The organism is Mogibacterium kristiansenii (assembly GCF_009695905.1).
Lineage (GTDB): Bacteria > Bacillota > Clostridia > Peptostreptococcales > Anaerovoracaceae > Mogibacterium_A > Mogibacterium_A kristiansenii.
The window spans coordinates 15,528-32,399 of the sequence record NZ_VUNA01000001.1 but is presented as its reverse complement, the minus strand read 5'-3'; the positions used below and the strand labels follow the sequence as shown (position 1 = coordinate 32,399).

19 protein-coding genes are annotated in these 16,872 nt (G+C 44.5%); 8 read left to right on the top strand and 11 right to left on the bottom strand.

What is annotated here, in order from left to right; translation table 11 throughout:
• Positions 1-68: 68 nt before the first annotated feature.
• From FYJ65_RS00175 to FYJ65_RS00145, 7 genes are all read right to left on the bottom strand, one after another.
• Entirely contained in the window at positions 69-428 is a 360-nt protein-coding gene (locus tag FYJ65_RS00175) for an HNH endonuclease signature motif containing protein (protein ID WP_154553331.1), read from the bottom strand.
• Between the two features lie 92 nt (positions 429-520).
• Complete coding sequence (locus FYJ65_RS00170; RefSeq protein WP_154553330.1) at positions 521-964, bottom strand: hypothetical protein; 444 nt, start codon at positions 962-964, stop codon at positions 521-523.
• 19 nt (positions 965-983) lie between these two features.
• Positions 984-1,226, bottom strand: a complete 243-nt coding sequence (locus FYJ65_RS00165; RefSeq protein WP_328603020.1) for a hypothetical protein — start codon at positions 1,224-1,226, stop codon at positions 984-986.
• Positions 1,216-2,592, bottom strand: coding sequence for a DEAD/DEAH box helicase (locus FYJ65_RS00160; RefSeq protein WP_154553328.1), 1,377 nt, complete (start codon positions 2,590-2,592; stop codon positions 1,216-1,218). The genes FYJ65_RS00165 and FYJ65_RS00160 overlap by 11 nt, the downstream gene beginning before the upstream one ends.
• The gene (locus FYJ65_RS00155) at positions 2,573-2,854 is read right to left on the bottom strand and encodes a VRR-NUC domain-containing protein (protein ID WP_154553327.1); all 282 of its coding nucleotides are present in this window, start codon (positions 2,852-2,854) and stop codon (positions 2,573-2,575) included. The genes FYJ65_RS00160 and FYJ65_RS00155 overlap by 20 nt, the downstream gene beginning before the upstream one ends.
• Entirely contained in the window at positions 2,811-3,179 is a 369-nt protein-coding gene (locus FYJ65_RS09475) for a sterile alpha motif-like domain-containing protein (RefSeq protein ID WP_206157223.1), read from the bottom strand. The genes FYJ65_RS00155 and FYJ65_RS09475 overlap by 44 nt, the downstream gene beginning before the upstream one ends.
• 5 nt (positions 3,180-3,184) lie before the next feature.
• On the bottom strand, positions 3,185-5,449 hold the full coding sequence (locus FYJ65_RS00145; protein WP_154553326.1) for a phage/plasmid primase, P4 family: 2,265 nt from the start codon (positions 5,447-5,449) through the stop codon (positions 3,185-3,187).
• A gap of 569 nt (positions 5,450-6,018) precedes the next feature.
• Here FYJ65_RS00145 and FYJ65_RS00140 point away from each other — a divergent pair.
• The 8 genes from FYJ65_RS00140 (at position 6,019) to FYJ65_RS00105 (ending at position 12,634) form a co-directional block, all read left to right on the top strand.
• On the top strand, positions 6,019-6,384 hold the full coding sequence (locus tag FYJ65_RS00140; protein WP_154553325.1) for a hypothetical protein: 366 nt from the start codon (positions 6,019-6,021) through the stop codon (positions 6,382-6,384).
• Positions 6,377-7,498 carry a DUF2800 domain-containing protein gene (locus FYJ65_RS00135; protein ID WP_154553324.1) on the top strand — a complete coding sequence of 374 codons (1,122 nt, stop codon included), beginning with the start codon at positions 6,377-6,379 and terminating at the stop codon, positions 7,496-7,498. Before FYJ65_RS00140 ends, FYJ65_RS00135 begins: the two co-directional genes overlap by 8 nt.
• Before the next feature lie 14 nt (positions 7,499-7,512).
• A complete protein-coding gene (locus tag FYJ65_RS00130) occupies positions 7,513-8,079 on the top strand; it encodes a DUF2815 family protein (RefSeq protein ID WP_154553323.1) in 567 nt (188 codons plus the stop codon).
• An 82-nt stretch (positions 8,080-8,161) separates the two neighbouring features.
• Positions 8,162-8,515 carry a hypothetical protein gene (locus FYJ65_RS00125; protein ID WP_154553322.1) on the top strand — a complete coding sequence of 118 codons (354 nt, stop codon included), beginning with the start codon at positions 8,162-8,164 and terminating at the stop codon, positions 8,513-8,515.
• Positions 8,516-8,526: 11 nt separating this feature from the next.
• Complete coding sequence (locus tag FYJ65_RS00120; RefSeq protein ID WP_154553321.1) at positions 8,527-9,123, top strand: DUF5688 family protein; 597 nt, start codon at positions 8,527-8,529, stop codon at positions 9,121-9,123.
• A gap of 24 nt (positions 9,124-9,147) precedes the next feature.
• On the top strand, positions 9,148-11,136 hold the full coding sequence (locus FYJ65_RS00115; protein WP_154553320.1) for a DNA polymerase: 1,989 nt from the start codon (positions 9,148-9,150) through the stop codon (positions 11,134-11,136).
• A 92-nt stretch (positions 11,137-11,228) separates the two neighbouring features.
• On the top strand, positions 11,229-11,567 hold the full coding sequence (locus FYJ65_RS00110) for a helix-turn-helix domain-containing protein (protein WP_154553319.1): 339 nt from the start codon (positions 11,229-11,231) through the stop codon (positions 11,565-11,567).
• Positions 11,568-11,581: 14 nt separating this feature from the next.
• Positions 11,582-12,634, top strand: coding sequence for a DNA cytosine methyltransferase (locus FYJ65_RS00105; RefSeq protein WP_154553318.1), 1,053 nt, complete (start codon positions 11,582-11,584; stop codon positions 12,632-12,634).
• A 42-nt stretch (positions 12,635-12,676) separates the two neighbouring features.
• Here the strand turns inward: FYJ65_RS00105 and FYJ65_RS00100 are convergent, their stop codons facing one another.
• The 4 genes from FYJ65_RS00100 to FYJ65_RS00085 are packed head-to-tail and all read right to left on the bottom strand — an operon-like array spanning position 12,677 to position 16,862.
• Positions 12,677-13,642 carry a restriction endonuclease PLD domain-containing protein gene (locus FYJ65_RS00100; RefSeq protein ID WP_154553317.1) on the bottom strand — a complete coding sequence of 322 codons (966 nt, stop codon included), beginning with the start codon at positions 13,640-13,642 and terminating at the stop codon, positions 12,677-12,679.
• Complete coding sequence (locus tag FYJ65_RS00095; protein WP_154553316.1) at positions 13,642-15,492, bottom strand: Z1 domain-containing protein; 1,851 nt, start codon at positions 15,490-15,492, stop codon at positions 13,642-13,644. Before FYJ65_RS00095 ends, FYJ65_RS00100 begins: the two co-directional genes overlap by 1 nt.
• Before the next feature lie 10 nt (positions 15,493-15,502).
• Positions 15,503-16,648, bottom strand: coding sequence for a restriction endonuclease PLD domain-containing protein (locus FYJ65_RS00090; protein ID WP_154553315.1), 1,146 nt, complete (start codon positions 16,646-16,648; stop codon positions 15,503-15,505).
• Between the two features lie 10 nt (positions 16,649-16,658).
• Complete coding sequence (locus FYJ65_RS00085) at positions 16,659-16,862, bottom strand: helix-turn-helix domain-containing protein (RefSeq protein WP_154553314.1); 204 nt, start codon at positions 16,860-16,862, stop codon at positions 16,659-16,661.
• Positions 16,863-16,872: the final 10 nt, after the last annotated feature.

Sequence of the window (16,872 nt, the reverse complement as noted above, 5' to 3'; positions counted from 1 at the left end):
CACAGAAGAGGGGGCGCCGGTCTTGGAGCCTATAGCTTCCAGAGATTTCGACCGCCCCTACCCCATCGTCAGAATTTGTATTCTTTGTACCGATCTTCCGTCATGGTCTTTACATTATGGCAATGCTCGCACAAAGGCTGCCAGTTACCACGATCCCAAAAGAGCTTTTGATCTCCACGATGTGGAATGATATGATCCACGACTGACGCCTTGGTAAGCTTACCTTCCTCATAGCACTTTACGCAAAATGGATGCGTGTCCAGGAACTTCTTTCGTTCCCGCTGCCATCTGGCACCGTATCCTCTCTCACAAGCAGAGGCACGATCATTCCGATGCAGGCTTTGATGTTCCTCACAATACATCTGTCCATGAGGAATCAGCTTGGCACAGCCCGGATGCTTGCATGGCACATTGCTTCTGTAAGGCATGTGCTTCACTTCCTTCCTACAACAAAAGCCCTGGGAGATTTCTCTCTCAAGGCCTTGTTCCATTTTGCTTTCCGCATTATAACAATAACACATTAGGTAACTCTCATTCTATCACATGAACTCTCATGTTTTAGAATCTCATCCACTTTCTGCAAGCCCTGATCGTGAATACGGAATGTGTGCTGGATGCTGTAACCCATATCCACGGAGATCTGCTCCCAGGTCTCGTAGCAAAGGTATCTTTTTTCCAGAACATTTCGTTCCTGTCTGCTATCTACCTTCTTAATCACATGGGTAATATCCACCTTCAAGGATGCCAGCTCATTGATATCCGCATTCAGCTCTGCTTCCAGATCCGTCAGCTTAACGATGGCATCTTCCATCTTGTGAATATTTCTGTTTGGACTGCCAGGCATATCGGAAATGGTGCTGGTTGCTTTGATGGCAAGCTCCCTTAAAGCAGCTACCTGCTCCAGCTTACTGTTGATATCATTATCGATTTTAAAAGCCTGGCTCAAATACTCTTTTGCGTTCATAATCTACCTCCGAAAATTTTTATTTCCCTCGGATTTCCTCCTGAAGCTTGCTGATCAAGAAATCCCCGTCCACAGATGTGAGACACTGATACCAGGAACCTCGAAAGAACTTCTCAATCTGCAAGGCTTCGTCGATTGCCAAATGATTGTCTGGACTTTTCTTAATTCTTCGAAGCGCTGCCCGGTAATCCGAAACAGCACTTAAGATAATGGCATTGGCCAGTCTCTCATAAGGATCCTCTGCCAGATTCTTAGTTGCCACAGGCATCACCTACCTCTGCCTTCACTGCATCAATCAGTGCGGCCTGTGTGCTGTCCTTTGCTTCCAAAGCTTTCAGGATTCTCTGATCCACAGTGCCTTCTGTCACGATGTGAATAATGGAAACAGTCTTTTCCGTCTGTCCCTGCCGCCAGAGTCTTGCAACCGTCTGTTGATATAGCTCAAGGCTCCAGGTAAGTCCAAACCACACTATCACGTTGCCACCGCTCATAAGATTTAATCCATGACCTGCAGAGGCTGGATGGATCAGACCTACCTGAAGCTCCCCTGCATTCCATGCTTTGATACTGGCATCCGAATCAATCTTCTGAAAGTTCACGCCCAGCTTGGTCAGTCGCTCAATGATTCTTGCCAGATCATGCTTAAACCAATAGGCCACCATGACAGGTTTTCCATTAGCTGCTTCGATCAGATCCTCCAATGCATCCAACTTCTTGTCATGAAAGACATTCACTGAACCGTCATCATCGTAAATGGCACCATTGGCAAGTTGGCATAACTTCCCGGATAATGAAGCGGCATTGGCAGCTGTAATCTCTCCACCAGGGAGTTGCAGCACCAGCTCATTTTTGAGTGCCTCATACTTTTCCTTTTCATCAGGATCCAGATGCACCATGTACTCGGTGCTGATCAGTTTAGGCATTTCCAGGTAATCCGTTCCCTTCATGGAAATGGTGATATCTGAGATCTTGTTGTAAATGCGTTCCTCAGCTCCTGGTAACAGCTTATAGGTATAAACAATCGGACCATTCATGCGATCTGGCTTAAAGAAATCTAGTCGATACTGACTGATAAACCTCCCCAGTCGCTCTCCCATATCCAAAAGCTTGAACTCAGCAAACAGATCCATCAGTCCATTGCTGGAAGGTGTACCGGTAAGCCCCACAACTCTCTTCACCTTAGGTCTCACCTTCATCAGTGACTTAAAGCGTTTTGCCTGCCAGTTCTTAAAGGATGAAAGCTCATCCACAACCAGCATGTCGTAGTCAAAGGGATACCCACTATCCTCAATAAGCCAGGGAACATTTTCCCGATTGATAATGAAAATATCCGCATCCGCTGCCAATGCCTTTTTTCTCTCAGCCGCCGTTCCCACTACGATGGAATAACGAAGGCCATGCAGGTGATCCCACTTTTCAATCTCATCTGACCATGTATTTCTGGCAACTCGTAATGGTGCGATAATTAGCACCTTAGAAATCTCAAAGCTGTCATACAGAAGGTCATTGATGGCCGTACACACAATACTTGTTTTTCCCATACCCATATCAAGTAATATGGCTGCAATGGGATGCTGCTTTATAAATTCGATTGCATATTTCTGATACTCATGTGGCTTGTATATCATCTAAAATTCCTCCGATTTGCTCGATTCCATCCAGAATGTAAGTATGGAATCCTAATTTTTCCAATAATCTGTGCCTTGATAACTGCAAAGCTCTCGGCTTCTCCCCAGGAGCCTTTACCTCCACCAGTCCGAAGTGCCGACCGGGCAAAAACACCACCCGGTCAGGCATTCCATCAAATCCTGGCGATACGAACTTGGGGCAGATCCCGCCTCTGTCTTTAACTGCCTGAACCAGTTTTTGCTCTATGACTTTCTCTCTCATATTGCTTCCAGGCCTCCATGCAGGCATCCATACAACCAAAACAGGCACCTTTGCTTTCCAGGTATTCGAGAATTTCATCAAGATTTCCATCATGCGGAAAATCCTTGTCGCCTTTCATATCCCGGGCAAGGTCTCCCACGGGTGCCTCTGTTCTTAAATGCTTGCTCATCATCCATCTATAAAAGTTCATTGCGATTCCTCCATCAAATTTGTGAGGGTGCAGGGGGTGCAGGCCATTGCTATACTTTCCTATAAGGAGTTTTTTCAAAAAATTCCCTATACGCGTAATATGTATTTGTCCTGCACACCCTGCACCTTTTGTCATTTCAGTTATGCAAAATCTTCTGATTTGAGCTGCACACCCTGCACCCACATGCCTGACTTCTTCTTTTTACGAAGAAATCCTCTCTTCTCCAGAGCGGCAGTGAAGTCAGCATTGTTGCGTGCATACTCCCCGGTACGAAGGCAATAGGCTCTGTACTCCTGATAGAGTTCACCTGACTTTTCCTCGTAACCGTCCTGCACATCACAGCAATCCTCCAGGAACTGGCTGAGCCAATCGTTCATGCCACGATATTCACTGATGGCGTCCGCTACCACCTTAGGCGGCTTAATCTTGTACTCATGGGCAATCACCTTCTGGGCGCCCTCAATGATCCAGCTCATGACGGCAGAACCGGCATGCTCATACAGGTAATCCGAATAGTTCTTAATATCTGATGAGCCTTCAATCTTTGCATGGAAAGGAATGACGATCAGACGTCTCCAGGTACCATCATCCGATGCACCAACCTTAGGAAGATGATTGGTATAAAGCACCACGGTATGGGAAGGTGTGAAATCAAAGGGATCCATAAATTTCTTCTCCCCGCGGATCTGATCGGTAGAGCAAAGCTGCTTGAGAATCGATGTAGAAAGTCTCATTCCCTCTTCCAGCTCTGCCGCAATCACCAGTCTCTTGCCCTTAAGCTCTGCAATCTCTGGCTTCACATTTCTACGGCATCCGGCTGTTAGCGCATCCGCCGACATGGCTCCCGAGTAGGTACCAAGCACTCTGGAAATGGTATTCCAGAAGGTTGACTTACCGTTTCGACCTTCGCCATAAGAAATGATGAAGGCTTCCACATACACCTTTCCGATTGCCGCCAGACCAACCGTCTCCTGCACATACTCAATCAGTTCCTGATCTCCACAGAAGAAAAGGTTCAGTGCTTCCTCCCAGAGGTCCTTGCCTTCCTCTCCCGGTGCACAGTTAGTGATCTTGGTCAGAAGATCTGTGGCTCTGTGCGGTCTTGCACCGGCCATGCCAAGCTTCAAGTCATAGGTCGCTGACGGAGTATTAAGGAAATTCTCCTGGGCATCAAACATGCTGATGTCAGCAGCCACCATCGGCTTTGCTGCGCTCTGGGTATTCACAATGTTCTTATAATTTCTGTATTTCATGACAAATGCGTAATAGGCCTTTGCCGCCTGATACTGCTTGAAGGCATCTTCCAGTTCCGGTGTGATCAGCTTTTCCAAAGCCTTGCCACCGGCTCTCACAACTCTTTCCGGGATTCCCGCATCGAGCAGTGCCTGAGAACAATCATTGAGCTGTCCCTTTGAATCCACCAACTGCATATCCAGAAATTCCTCCACAGCACCGACTGCCTTCTGTCTGTTCTCACGCCAACAGATACCGTCATAACTTAAGAACTCTGTTGCATCCGTATAAAGAAGCTCATCCTTATACTCATCCACCAGTGCCTTGGCCTCTCCCATGTCCGAATAATCCTCAGGCTGAATGGATCCAAACTCTGCATTGTATTCGTCCGGTGCCACATAGCCTTCCTGGGTAACGATAGTTTTCTTATAGAAACGAACCGCACTACTCCAGATGGTATTCAGCTCTTCCTCAGGAAGCGGCGGATCACATCTTCTGGCATGCAGGTCAAATGCTTCCTTTGCCTTATCCGTCACGCCGTACTTCTTAAGGACACGACTGGCAAAACGGCTCATGGTATTGTTGCGGTTGCCTTCCAGAATCGGACCTGTCTGCTTTTCCTGGGCTTCTGATTTTTCCTCTGTCGCTTCCACGGTCACTTCCTGATCGATGGTGATCCAGCCTTCATGCCATACGGTCTCACTGACATCAGAGCCAAAAATGAATCTGGCCGCATCCAGTGCATTGTCATCAAAGAAGGGATATGCCTTGTGGATGGCTCTCTTAATGGCTGCACAACGTTCCGCGCTGTCTGTCTCTTCAATAGGAAAATACACATGGAACTTTGGTCTTGCCGCCTTCCCGTCCTTCTCCACCATGTGATGTCTGCTCGGCGCCACTGCATAGTCGATATCTTCGAAACGCTCTTCCAGGCTCTCCATGGTGATCCAGTCGTCCGGGTTCTCCGAATGGTCATTGTCACAATCCATGACCACCACATTTGTTTTCTTAAAATTACTGATGCTACGGTAGTTCTTCTGAAACTCACCGCACACATGATCAAATTTCACTGCTTCCTTCAGCTCATCCGCTGACGTGACCTCCACCTTGTTGGGATACACGCAGTTCGTAGCTTCTGCAGTCACATTTGCCGTCTGTAAAATAAAACGCATTCTTCTGCCTCCTGCTATCTGCTTACTAAATAGGTAACTGCCTGCTTTAAGTCCGCTACACCCATAGGAACCACCTCTTTCGTTTGAAGTAGTAAAGCCATTTCTGGCTTTCCAAGGGTCTAGGTATCAGTTCCGCCTGTTCTCCGATTTTTCTCCAAACTTTTTCAAAAATATTGTTTTCGTCCTGCATCGTTTCCTTATAAAAAGAAAAATCCGGCCATCTCTGACCGGAAATTTTTTTGCTTATGAATCGGAAAATGCCTCTATCTGATACCTAGTCCTCTGTAAAGGTCAGAAGCCTGACGGAGCAAAAAATATTTTCCAAGAAAATCGGAAAACCGCCCCAGATGATACCTAGACCTGTGAAAAGGACGAAAACCGATGAATCTCAAAAATATTTTTCATGAAAAATCGGAAAAACACCTTTTCTGATACCTAGAACATTAGAAAGCAAAACGGAGGTAGACAATGAACGACAAAACGGTTTCTTAAGCCGCCCTGGTAAAACGGAGGCGGCTCCCCAGACAAAACAGAATATTCAGAATAAGGAGAATAAGGAGAATGACAAGATGAGCAAAATGAGCGAATTGTCACAGGTGTTAGATGACCTCATCTCCTGTGGCGAAAAGATGATCCAGACAGCCAATGCTATCAAGGGATGCTTCCAGGCAGACGAAGTTCCTGCAGCAACACCGGAAAAGAAGGCGGCACCTAAGAAAAAGGAAGAAGCTGCTCCAAAGGCAGAGATTCCTACCTATTCCAAGGAAGATGTCAGAGCCCTTCTTGCAGCCAAGGCAAATGAAGCCGGTGGCCAGTTCAAGGCTCAGGTGAAAGCCCTGGTAAAGAAGTATGGCAACGGTGGCAGTCTTACCGACATTCCGGCAGACAGCTATCCCGCCCTCGTAAAAGAAGTGGAGGGATTGACCGATGCCTAGACACGCATACCTCTCTGCCTCAGCCTCACATAGGTGGCTGTCATGTCCACCCAGTGCAAAGCTTTGTGCAGAGATCAGAGACGAAGCTTCTCCCTATGCGAAACAAGGCACCGATGCCCATGAGCTTTGTGAGTACAAAGTATTGAAGGCATTGGGACAGGATGTGAAGGACCCGACAGAGAACCTGGACTTCTATGATCAGGAAATGGAAACCTGCACCGACGAATACTGCAACTACTGCATGGAACAGTATGAGAAAGCCAAGCAGTACTGCAAGGATCCACAAGTGCTGGTGGAACAGAGATTAGATTTTTCCAAATGGGTTCCCGATGGTTTCGGCACCGGCGACTGCCTGATCGTGGCAGACAAAGTGCTCCAGATTATAGATTTCAAATACGGTCTGGGCATCCTCGTGGAGGCAGAAAACAATCCTCAGATGATGTGCTATGCGCTTGGTGCCTTGGATCTCTATGACGGGATCTATGATATCGAATCTGTGGAAATGACAATCTTCCAGCCAAGACGCGACAACGTCAGCACCTTCCAGATCAGCAAAGAAAATCTGCTTAACTGGGCAGACACCTTCTTAGCTCCTACGGCACAGCTGGCTTACAACGGAGAAGGCGAGTTTCATGCCGGTGACCACTGCCAGTTCTGCAAGGTGAAAGCCACCTGCAGAAAACGTGCGGAATACAACATGGAGCTTGCAGCTTACGACTTCGAGCTTCCTGCCAAACTGGAGGAATCCGAAATTGCAGAAATCCTGCCAAAGATTGATCAGCTGATTTCCTGGGCAAACGACATCAAGGACTACGCCTTACAACAGGCTCTAAGTGGTGTCAGCTATCAGGGATTCAAGGTGGTGGAAGGCAAATCCAACCGCAAGTACACCGATGAAAAGGCCGTGGCCTCTGTGGTGGAAAACAATGGATATGATCCCTATGAGAAGAAGCTTCTCGGAATTACAGCAATGACTTCCCTGCTTGGAAAGAAGAAATTTGAAGAGTTATTAGGTGGACTGGTAGCAAAGCCGCCAGGAAAACCTGCACTGGTGCCTGAGAGCGATAAACGCCCGGCACTCAATACAGCCAAAGATGATTTTGATGAAATTTAAGGAGGAAAATAATTATGGCTAATAAGATGGTAAATCCTACTAAGGTTATTACAGGTGTAAACACAAGACTTTCCTATGCAAATGTATGGGATCCTAAGAGTATCAACGGTGGTGCTCCCAAGTACAGCGTATCGCTCATCATTCCGAAGTCCGATACCAAGACAATCGAGAAGATCAATGCAGCAATCCAGGCAGCTTATGACGAAGGCCAGAGCAAGCTTAAGGGCAATGGCAAGTCCGTTCCCCCTCTCACCGCTATCAAGACTCCCCTTCGTGACGGAGACCTTGAAAGACCTGACGATGAGGCATACAAGAATGCTTACTTCATCAACGCCAACTCTGCTACTGCCCCTGGCATCGTAGATGCAGACAGACAGCCGATCTTAGAGCGTTCCGAAGTGTACAGCGGCGTATATGCAAGAGCATCCATCAATCTCTACGCATTTAACTCCAACGGCAATAAGGGTATCGCCTGCGGCCTCAACAATCTCCAGAAGATTCGTGACGGTGAGCCTCTCGGCGGCAAGTCCCGTGCTGAGGATGACTTTGCAACTGAGGATGATGACGACTTCCTCGACTAATCCATAACCAGTAACCATTAATCCCAAGGCGGTAGCAAAACCCTGCTGCCGCCTGACTTTTACCCATGAAAGGATGAATGCTATGACTTTATATGATGCGATGCACAACTTTACCGATAAGATTCCGCCAGAGGATATCGAACTGCTTGTTTGCGACAATCCGGAGAATCCTGAGAACCGAGAGTTTGAGAGAGCCTTCTTTTACAAGAAAGGATCCATGCTCCCTCATGAATACAGAGCTCAGGGTGAAAACGATGTGGAGAGATTCTTGGATCACATGGCCAACTATAAGACAGCCTGGGAGCCTGCTAAAGAGACCGGCTATTACATCCTGGTGAACTGCCCTGCAGAAAACAGGCTAAAGCTCAGGCTCTGCCATATCAACCCGCTGGATTCCAAGTACATCGTAATCGACCCACTGGAAGATAAAGAATAAAGGAGACTGCCATGAATAAAGAATATTTTTCTGAGAAATTATCTGATACCGACTGGGTACTTGCCCGTCTTTCCATCGCCCTGCAGCTTACCTCTGATGAAGCAATCATCAAAAAAGCTACCGAGTTTGAAGGCATCGAGCAATACCTGATTATCCGGGAAGAGGAAGATGGTGGATGCTACTCCATCAAAATGACAAAGGAACTGCTAGACCATGCTTCCATCAGTGAGGATGAGGCCTGGCACGAAGCCATGATCCATATCTGCCGTGATACCACACTGATCAGTCTGGATCAGATGATGGCAGATCTCATGGGCGCCGACTACGATGCTTCTTTTCCAAAATCCACCATCCATGTAATCACAACCACCACTAAAACCAAAGGTGCTAGTGCCATATTAAACCGGGAAGCACTGAGGAACTTTGCGAAACACTACCGGACAAGAGAACTGATTGTCCTGCCCTCTTCCAAGCATGAAATGCTAATCATTCCTTTTGATGGATCCATGAAGCTGGAAGAAATGTCTGCCATGGTAAAGGAAGTCAATGCGACTGAGGTGGATCCCAAGGACAGGCTGACAGACAGAGCCTACCTTCTCCGTCTATAAACACTTTATGAAAGGAGCCAATCTATGCCAATACATGAACTTTCGATTGACTTAGAGACTTACAGTGACATTGATATCTCCAAATGTGGAGCCTACAAGTACGCTGAGTCTGAGAATTTTGAGATACTGCTCTTCGGTGTTTCCGTGGATAATGCACCTGTCCAGGTCTATGACCTTACTGCCGGTGATGAGATCCCTGAAGAAATCCTTGCCGCATTATCTGATGAAAACGTAACCAAATGGGCCTTCAATGCTTCTTTCGAGCGCATCTGCTTATCCAACTGGCTTAAGAAGCATCGCCCGGAATACTTCAAGACCTACAATCAGCCTGGGGATCCCGTCCAGAATTATCTGGATCCTGCCTCCTGGAAATGTTCCATGATATGGTCGGCTTACATGGGCCTGCCCTTATCTCTGGAAGGCGTCGGTGCTGTCCTAAAGCTTCAGGATCAGAAAATGAAGGAAGGCAAAGACCTGATCAAGTACTTCTGTTGCCCCTGCAAGCCCACCAAGGCAAACGGCGGCAGAACCAGAAATCTCCCTGAGCATGCTCCCGACAAATGGAAAACCTTCAAGGCCTACAATAAAAGAGATGTGGAAGTCGAACTTGCCATCAAACAGCGCCTGTCAAAGTTCCCGATACCGGAATCTGTCTGGGCGGAATATCACCTGGATCAGGAAATCAATGACCGTGGCATTATGCTGGACATGGATGTGGTAAAAAATGCCATCGCCTTTGATGAGAAATCCAAAACAGCTCTGATGATCTCCATGCAGAATCTGACCAATCTGGAGAATCCAAACAGCGTAGTTCAAATGAAGCAATGGCTTTCAGAGAATGGTGTGGAAGCAGAATCTCTTGGTAAAAAGGATGTTGCCGCCCTCCTAAAGGATACTGACGGAGACATCGCCGAAGCATTAAAGCTACGCCTCCAACTAGCAAAATCCTCTGTAAAGAAATACCAAGCTATGCAAAATGCTGTCTGCAAGGACGGCCGTGCTCACGGCATGTTCCAGTTCTATGGTGCCAATCGTTCCGGTCGCTGGGCAGGCAGACTGATCCAATTGCAGAACCTCCCTCAGAACCACATGTCCGATCTGGCAGAGGCAAGAGAACTGGTTCGCACCGGTGATTATGACACGCTGGATCTTCTTTATGATGATATTCCAGATACCCTCAGCCAGCTGATCCGCACCGCCTTCATTGCAAAGCCTGGATATAAATTCATCGTCAGCGACTACTCTGCTATCGAGGCAAGAGTCCTGGCACACCTTGCCGGTGAAAAGTGGAGATCCAAAGTATTTGCAGAAGGAAAAGATATCTACTGTGCATCTGCCTCTCAGATGTTTGGTGTTCCGGTTGAAAAGCATGGTATCAATGGTCACCTCAGACAAAAAGGTAAGATTGCAGAGCTTGCCCTGGGATATGGTGGATCTGTCGGTGCCCTAAAATCCATGGGTGCCTTGGAAATGGGATTATCTGAGGAAGAACTGCAGCCTCTGGTAGATTCCTGGCGTGCCTCTAATCCCATGATCACTGCATTCTGGTGGGACGTAGACAATGCCGTAAAAACCACCATCAAGCAGCGTACCCAAACAGAGGTCCGTGGCATACAGTTCTTCTACAAAAGCGGCATGCTCTTCATCAAGCTCCCCTCTGGCAGGCTTCTCAGTTATGTGAAACCCCGTATTGGAGAAAACCGTTTTGGTGGCGAATCTGTCACCTATGAAGGCGTCGGCTCCACCAAGAAATGGGAGCGCATCGAATCTTACGGCCCGAAATTTGTAGAGAACATCGTCCAGGCAGTCTCTCGGGATCTTCTCTGCTACGCCATGCAAAACCTCTCCGATCAGCAGATCTGTGGACACGTCCATGATGAACTTATCATCGAATGCCCAGAGAATACCACCATCGAGAACATCTCGTCCCTCATGAGTAAAACACCTGACTGGATGCCGGACATCCTGATCCGCGGCGACGGGTACGAAACCAAATTTTATAAAAAAGACTAGATCTCACATTCGCTGCTTTTTGGCAGCGAATGATATTATTTTAATTGACAAAAGGCAGCGTTATTGATATACTAACATGAAGGGGTGATACTATGCTCGAATTAGGACAATTAATCAAAGAAAAACGAGAGAATTTAGGCTTATCACAAAAAGCCTTAGGCGATGCTATAGGAATCAGTGATTCTGAAATTCAAAGGATTGAGAATGGACTAAGAAAGACACCCAGCTGGGATAATCTCTGCAAAATAGCTCAAACTCTAAAATTCCATCCCTTTGAAATATTGCTGAATGCTGGATATATCACTGAGGACGATCTTGCACCGTATCAACCACCTATAAAAAATTTAGACGATTTAAGTGCAGAAGAACTTAAATTGGCACAAGCGTTTGTTGATTTCATCATCTTTCAAAGAAATGCGAAATTAAAGTAAGGAGGAAGCTGTTTATGCAATACAGATTAGGCGAATTGTTCTGCGGTCCTGGCGGGATTGCATGGGGAGCTACCAACGCAGATATTAACAATCCGGATTATTCGATTATTCATCAGTGGGCAAATGACTATGATGCAAACACTTGTGAAACATACCGGCATAATATCTGTCCTAATGCTCCACAAACTGTGTACCATGAAGATATAAGAAAATTCGATATGAACAAATTGGCACCAATAGATGCTCTTGCCTTTGGTTTTCCATGCAATGACTATAGTGTTGTTGGTGAGCAAAAAGGTATGGATGGCGTTTATGGTCCACTATATTCTTATGGAGTTAAAGCATTAAAGAAATTTAAGCCAATGTGGTTTTTAGCCGAAAATGTTGGAGGCTTAAGAAATGCCAATGAAGGGAAAGCCTTTACCAAGATTTTAGCTGAACTTCGAGGGGCTGGATATACACTGACGCCGCACCTTTATAAATTTGAAGAATATGGCATTCCACAGGCTAGGCATCGAATCATCATTGTCGGAATAAGAAATGACATTCCAGTCACTTATCATGTTCCATCACCGGCACCATATGCCAATATAGACAATACCTGCCGCACCGCTATCGAAATTCCACCGATTCCAGCTAACGCTTTTAATAATGAGCCAACAAAACAGTCGGATCAGGTCGTTGAAAGGTTACGGCATATTCTTCCAGGGCAAAATGCATTCACTGCCGACCTGCCTGATGAACTCAAGCTAAATATAAAGGGAGCTCGAATAAGTCAGATTTATAAGAGATTAGATCCTACAAAGCCTTCATATACAGTTACTGGAAGTGGCGGAGGCGGTACTCACATTTATCACTGGGATGAGCCTAGAGCCTTAACAAACAGAGAACGAGCAAGACTTCAAACATTCCCAGACTCTTATGAATTTATTGGTAATAAGGAAAGCGTGCGAAAGCAAATCGGAATGGCCGTTCCTTGCAGAGGTGCCAAGATAATTTTTGAAGCTATATTAAACTCCTTTGCCGGAGTCGAATATGAATACGTAGAACCAAATATTAACGAGTAACTTGAACAGCCGGAAGCATAAAAAGCTCCCGGCTGTTTTATTCTATCTCTTACTACCTTTTGATGGTGCTGAGAAGTCCATATAATACTGTTCTTCATCTATTTTATAAAACATTACATCCATTCGGCCATATGCCAATAAATGTCTTTTTTCGATGTATTCACCGTTCCCCAATCCGAGTCGATTTCTGAAATATTCTCCCAACAGAGCATTGCTTGCCGGTGTTGTGATTGCCTTGTCATTTTGCTGTTCTACCCGCAATTGCAACGTATGATGATCATCAGTAACAACTAAGAAATGTTGCTTCTCCAATGGAAAAAATCCTGACTGTGCTACTTTTCTCGGCAGTGGAATGTAAGCTTCATTTCTATTTCTATTACCTCGCTGCCCCCAGTTTAGCCCTGACTTTGTACCAGTTTCTCCACCTCTAGCCAGAAGAGAAAGTGTAATCATATTTTCATCATTTTCTGCAGTACTTGTAGGTATTTCAGCAGATTGCCTAACAATAATATAGTCTTCCACTTCTGAATGATTGCAATAAATCGACCTACTTACTGCATCCTCATATATTCTATATGCGTAAGCCGCTAATCTTTCCCCCATAGAGCCGCTTCTTCTACGAAGTATTGATTGCTGAGTAAACTCATGGGATCCAGCAAACGCCTTCACCGGTTCCTCATCATTCGTCCAAATATAGTAGCTCTGTTTTCCCGGAGTTGGTGGTTGAAAAAGATAGCTACACGAGAAATCAATACCAATATCTCCAAAATGCTTATGTAGTTCTTTGAAACCATCATGTGAAGCTTGATCTATTCCTTCATCAAGTACATTTCCCACAATTAGCTCAACCGAAATATCCGATATTCCATGCTCTTCATATGTCTTAATTAACCATGACGCCATACTCGGAGTTGCTTTTTCAGTTAATATACACAGTTTATCCGCGCCTTCTTTTATGGGCTCAAAAAGAATACTCTCAGCTAAGCTACTTGAATATTCATCGGGCATCAATCTCCCTCCTCTTGTAAATCATAGTATAGTATATTACTTGGCAACTTAATATTTGGCACCCATAGCTGTTTTCCACCCCATCCTTTGGTTCCAGTTACTTGATACATTGTAAGAACCACTCTGTCATGAAAAGATGCTCCTAGTTTCCAATCATTTGGAGAAAGCAGTGCTCCTGTACCTTGTGCAACGTTTCTCCCTCTTCTTACAATCAAGATACCTTGTCCAGTAGGTGCCTCTGCCAGAATCGTATCAATAGCGGACATACAAGCCTTTATCTTAAAATCTGGGCTCGCTATTATGTGTGTCAAAATCTCTTTCAATAATCTCAAGCTAACCTGATAATATGGTTCCTCATCAGTAAATGGATGTAACAATTCTGAAATTCCATCTATTGAATCATTATCAGGATTAAAAGGATAATAATTTGTTCCGCCAGAGATTATTTCAACATGGTCATTATCCAGCACATTCTTTCGTGTCGGATTTAATCCTTCAGGATAAAAGATTTTGACATCATCAATTCCCCGTTCTACCTGTGCTATGATGGAATTATTCGTAGCATTGATATCTGCAAACAGCTTATAAAGATTCTCATCAATATACACCTTCATCATGCCTGGATCTCTATCGTAGCCAAACATCCTACTATGCTGCCACATTGTGTCTGCCTGAGGCTTTTTGCTGGTTCTGGTGTAATAAATGGTTTGTAAGCCCGGGAATGTTACTCCACGCCCCAATGTATTTCCCCCAATAATATAATTGCAACCGCTTTCGTATTCAGAACTGTCTATGTCACTCTTACCATTCATTACAAGAACATCAATTTGGTCTTCTGATAGCAATTCTGAAATTTTATTATAAATACAATCGAAGGAAACCTTTTCCGATTTCTGGGGAGCAATCTCCTGATAGATTGTCACCATCATTGCTTTTGCACTTTCTTCAAGATTATCCCTGCACCACTCCAATTCTTTCTTGATTTTATCTTCAAATTTTTTATGTGTAGCAACTCTAACACTTGGGTGGAAAAGACAATTGGATACTTTCCCACCAGATACAAGTATTTGAGCCGAAACAACAAGATGCCTTACTACAACTTCTCTTGTAGGATTCTCAATCATTTCAAGGAATGAAATACATTCCGGAATTTTATTATTGGGGAAGAAATAATCGCCGCCCAAATATGCGCTTCCCGGTTGAAAATAATATGTAAACAGTGGATGCCACCCTGAAGCCACTGTCTGTAGGAAAATAGCCTGAGGCGTTCCCGTCACTTGCAAATATAAACTGCTTGATGATCCACTCTTTATAATATCCAAATACTTGTTGATTGACGACTGTCGATCACGATTCACTAATGTATTAAGAGATGCCGCATCCGCCTCATCATCAATAATAAACAGTGGATTTCCCTTCATGAATCCTGTTGAATTCAAAATGTTAGCCCACAGTTTCAATACCCTTACATTCTTTTTCAAAACAATTATAGTTGGCTGAATCAAGCTATTTTCTGCAAATAATCCGGCATCTGTTTCTCCACAAATGCAAAATCCGTCTAAATCTGCCCGTACTCTATCTAATGTCTGTTGCTGAAGAACGACATTATCTGTTGTCAGAATTAAAAATACAGGAAAACCAAGATCCGCCGCCTTACATATAATTCCAAACATCTGGCCAGTTTTACCTGATTGAACATTTCCAAACAGCAATCCAATCTCATGACTTGAGAAGGAAAACGTCTTTATGTGCCTATTTCCTACATCTTCAGCCGTTTTCTCAATAGACTCTGCCAGCTTTGTATTTCCTCTATCAATTATCTTTTCCAGATAAGTTTTCAAATACTGCATAGTCACACTCCTAATCTTCTCCGGCTGTAAATGATAACAGCCATACATCCAACTCGTTTCCTTCCTCGTCTAATGCTGTTTGACCGGTTTTCTTAAATTCCAAGCGATCACAACCATATTCTTTCAGCATTTCCTCTGTTATCATTCCTTCACGGTCTGTATCATTTGCAGTATTATTGACAGGTTTTACAATTCCTGCAGCCGCAAGTCTACCTTTTAGCCATCTTCCCATAATAAGTTCATCGCCGACAGCACTAAATTGCTTATTATTATCGCTAGTTGTATGGGCCTTAAACCAATATCCATCATCTGTAACAACAAAGAAAGGACAGTTCTTCTGCGGATATCCCTCCATATGATAGACATCCGCTCCAACCGTCAATTGGGTTTCATACCAGTCTCTTGCTTTTCGCTTGCTTCTGGGTGCCGCATAACAAACATTGATATTAGATTTAGTATAGTGTTTCCCATCATCTATATGTCGTTCTTCAGCTTTGGGAACCTTTAACTTCAAAAAGAACGAAACATATGCTTTACATCTTTCATAAAATGCAACATTTGATTGAGGAACCGATGTTACAAGTTCAATACCATTTAATGCAGTATTTACTTCTCGTACCAAAGGCATTCCTTGAATTCCGCTGATGTTTTCAGACACATTTTCCTGATTCAGCTGTTCAATATGATTGTGGATTTCCTCAATCTCATTCTCTTCTGTTGTTAATGCCGAGATCTCATATTGCCTTCTATTTGATGCCTCAAGCTTAATCGCTCCTAGGTTCGCAGATCCAATGATTGCGGATAATGGTTTCCCATCTTTATAAAAACAGAATAATTTCCCGTGATACTTAAATGCTTTAACAATCCGTATTTCACCAATACCAAGATCTTGCCATTTCTGATTAATCTTAAGTGCCGTATGATATGCTCCTTCTGGCATACCCTCTATATAGTACATTCCAATTGTCAGGCAGATTTTTCGAATGCCACATGACTCGACCAGATCCGCCAGTTCAGTTAAAGACGCATTGGATGTATAACCCACCGCTATTTCAACGGTATCTGCTAATCTCATTTGTTCATTGAAACAGTCAATAATTGTTTTCTGAGTATCATCGGCTGCCAGTGGCAAAATATTTGAATACAATAGCTTCATAGCCGCCTCCTTAATCTTTTATTGTTTCCATGATATCTTCAAGCGTGCAATCTAAGGCATCGCATATTTTCAGAAGAACATCTGTAGTTATGTTGTCCCCTTTTCCAAGCTTAGCAATAGATGCAGAACTGATGTTAGCTTTCTCTTGCAAGTCCTTTCGTTTCATATTTTTATCAATCAGTAATTTCCATAACTTGTTATAGCTTATTCTCATCACATCCACC

Bases quoted from the DNA above. Each gene is read 5' to 3' on its own strand.
- FYJ65_RS00175 (WP_154553331.1), bottom strand. From the start codon at position 428: ATGCCTTACAGAAGCAATGTGCCATGCAAGCATCCGGGCTGTGCCAAG.
- FYJ65_RS00170 (WP_154553330.1), bottom strand. From the start codon at position 964: ATGAACGCAAAAGAGTATTTGAGCCAGGCTTTTAAAATCGATAATGAT.
- FYJ65_RS00160 (WP_154553328.1), bottom strand. From the start codon at position 2,592: ATGATATACAAGCCACATGAGTATCAGAAATATGCAATCGAATTTATA.
- FYJ65_RS00155 (WP_154553327.1), bottom strand. From the start codon at position 2,854: ATGAGAGAGAAAGTCATAGAGCAAAAACTGGTTCAGGCAGTTAAAGAC.
- FYJ65_RS09475 (WP_206157223.1), bottom strand. From the start codon at position 3,179: ATGACAAAAGGTGCAGGGTGTGCAGGACAAATACATATTACGCGTATA.
- FYJ65_RS00145 (WP_154553326.1), bottom strand. From the start codon at position 5,449: ATGCGTTTTATTTTACAGACGGCAAATGTGACTGCAGAAGCTACGAAC.
- FYJ65_RS00140 (WP_154553325.1), top strand. From the start codon at position 6,019: ATGAGCAAAATGAGCGAATTGTCACAGGTGTTAGATGACCTCATCTCC.
- FYJ65_RS00135 (WP_154553324.1), top strand. From the start codon at position 6,377: ATGCCTAGACACGCATACCTCTCTGCCTCAGCCTCACATAGGTGGCTG.
- FYJ65_RS00130 (WP_154553323.1), top strand. From the start codon at position 7,513: ATGGCTAATAAGATGGTAAATCCTACTAAGGTTATTACAGGTGTAAAC.
- FYJ65_RS00125 (WP_154553322.1), top strand. From the start codon at position 8,162: ATGACTTTATATGATGCGATGCACAACTTTACCGATAAGATTCCGCCA.
- FYJ65_RS00120 (WP_154553321.1), top strand. From the start codon at position 8,527: ATGAATAAAGAATATTTTTCTGAGAAATTATCTGATACCGACTGGGTA.
- FYJ65_RS00115 (WP_154553320.1), top strand. From the start codon at position 9,148: ATGCCAATACATGAACTTTCGATTGACTTAGAGACTTACAGTGACATT.
- FYJ65_RS00110 (WP_154553319.1), top strand. From the start codon at position 11,229: ATGCTCGAATTAGGACAATTAATCAAAGAAAAACGAGAGAATTTAGGC.
- FYJ65_RS00105 (WP_154553318.1), top strand. From the start codon at position 11,582: ATGCAATACAGATTAGGCGAATTGTTCTGCGGTCCTGGCGGGATTGCA.
- FYJ65_RS00100 (WP_154553317.1), bottom strand. From the start codon at position 13,642: ATGCCCGATGAATATTCAAGTAGCTTAGCTGAGAGTATTCTTTTTGAG.
- FYJ65_RS00095 (WP_154553316.1), bottom strand. From the start codon at position 15,492: ATGCAGTATTTGAAAACTTATCTGGAAAAGATAATTGATAGAGGAAAT.
- FYJ65_RS00090 (WP_154553315.1), bottom strand. From the start codon at position 16,648: ATGAAGCTATTGTATTCAAATATTTTGCCACTGGCAGCCGATGATACT.
- FYJ65_RS00085 (WP_154553314.1), bottom strand. From the start codon at position 16,862: ATGAGAATAAGCTATAACAAGTTATGGAAATTACTGATTGATAAAAAT.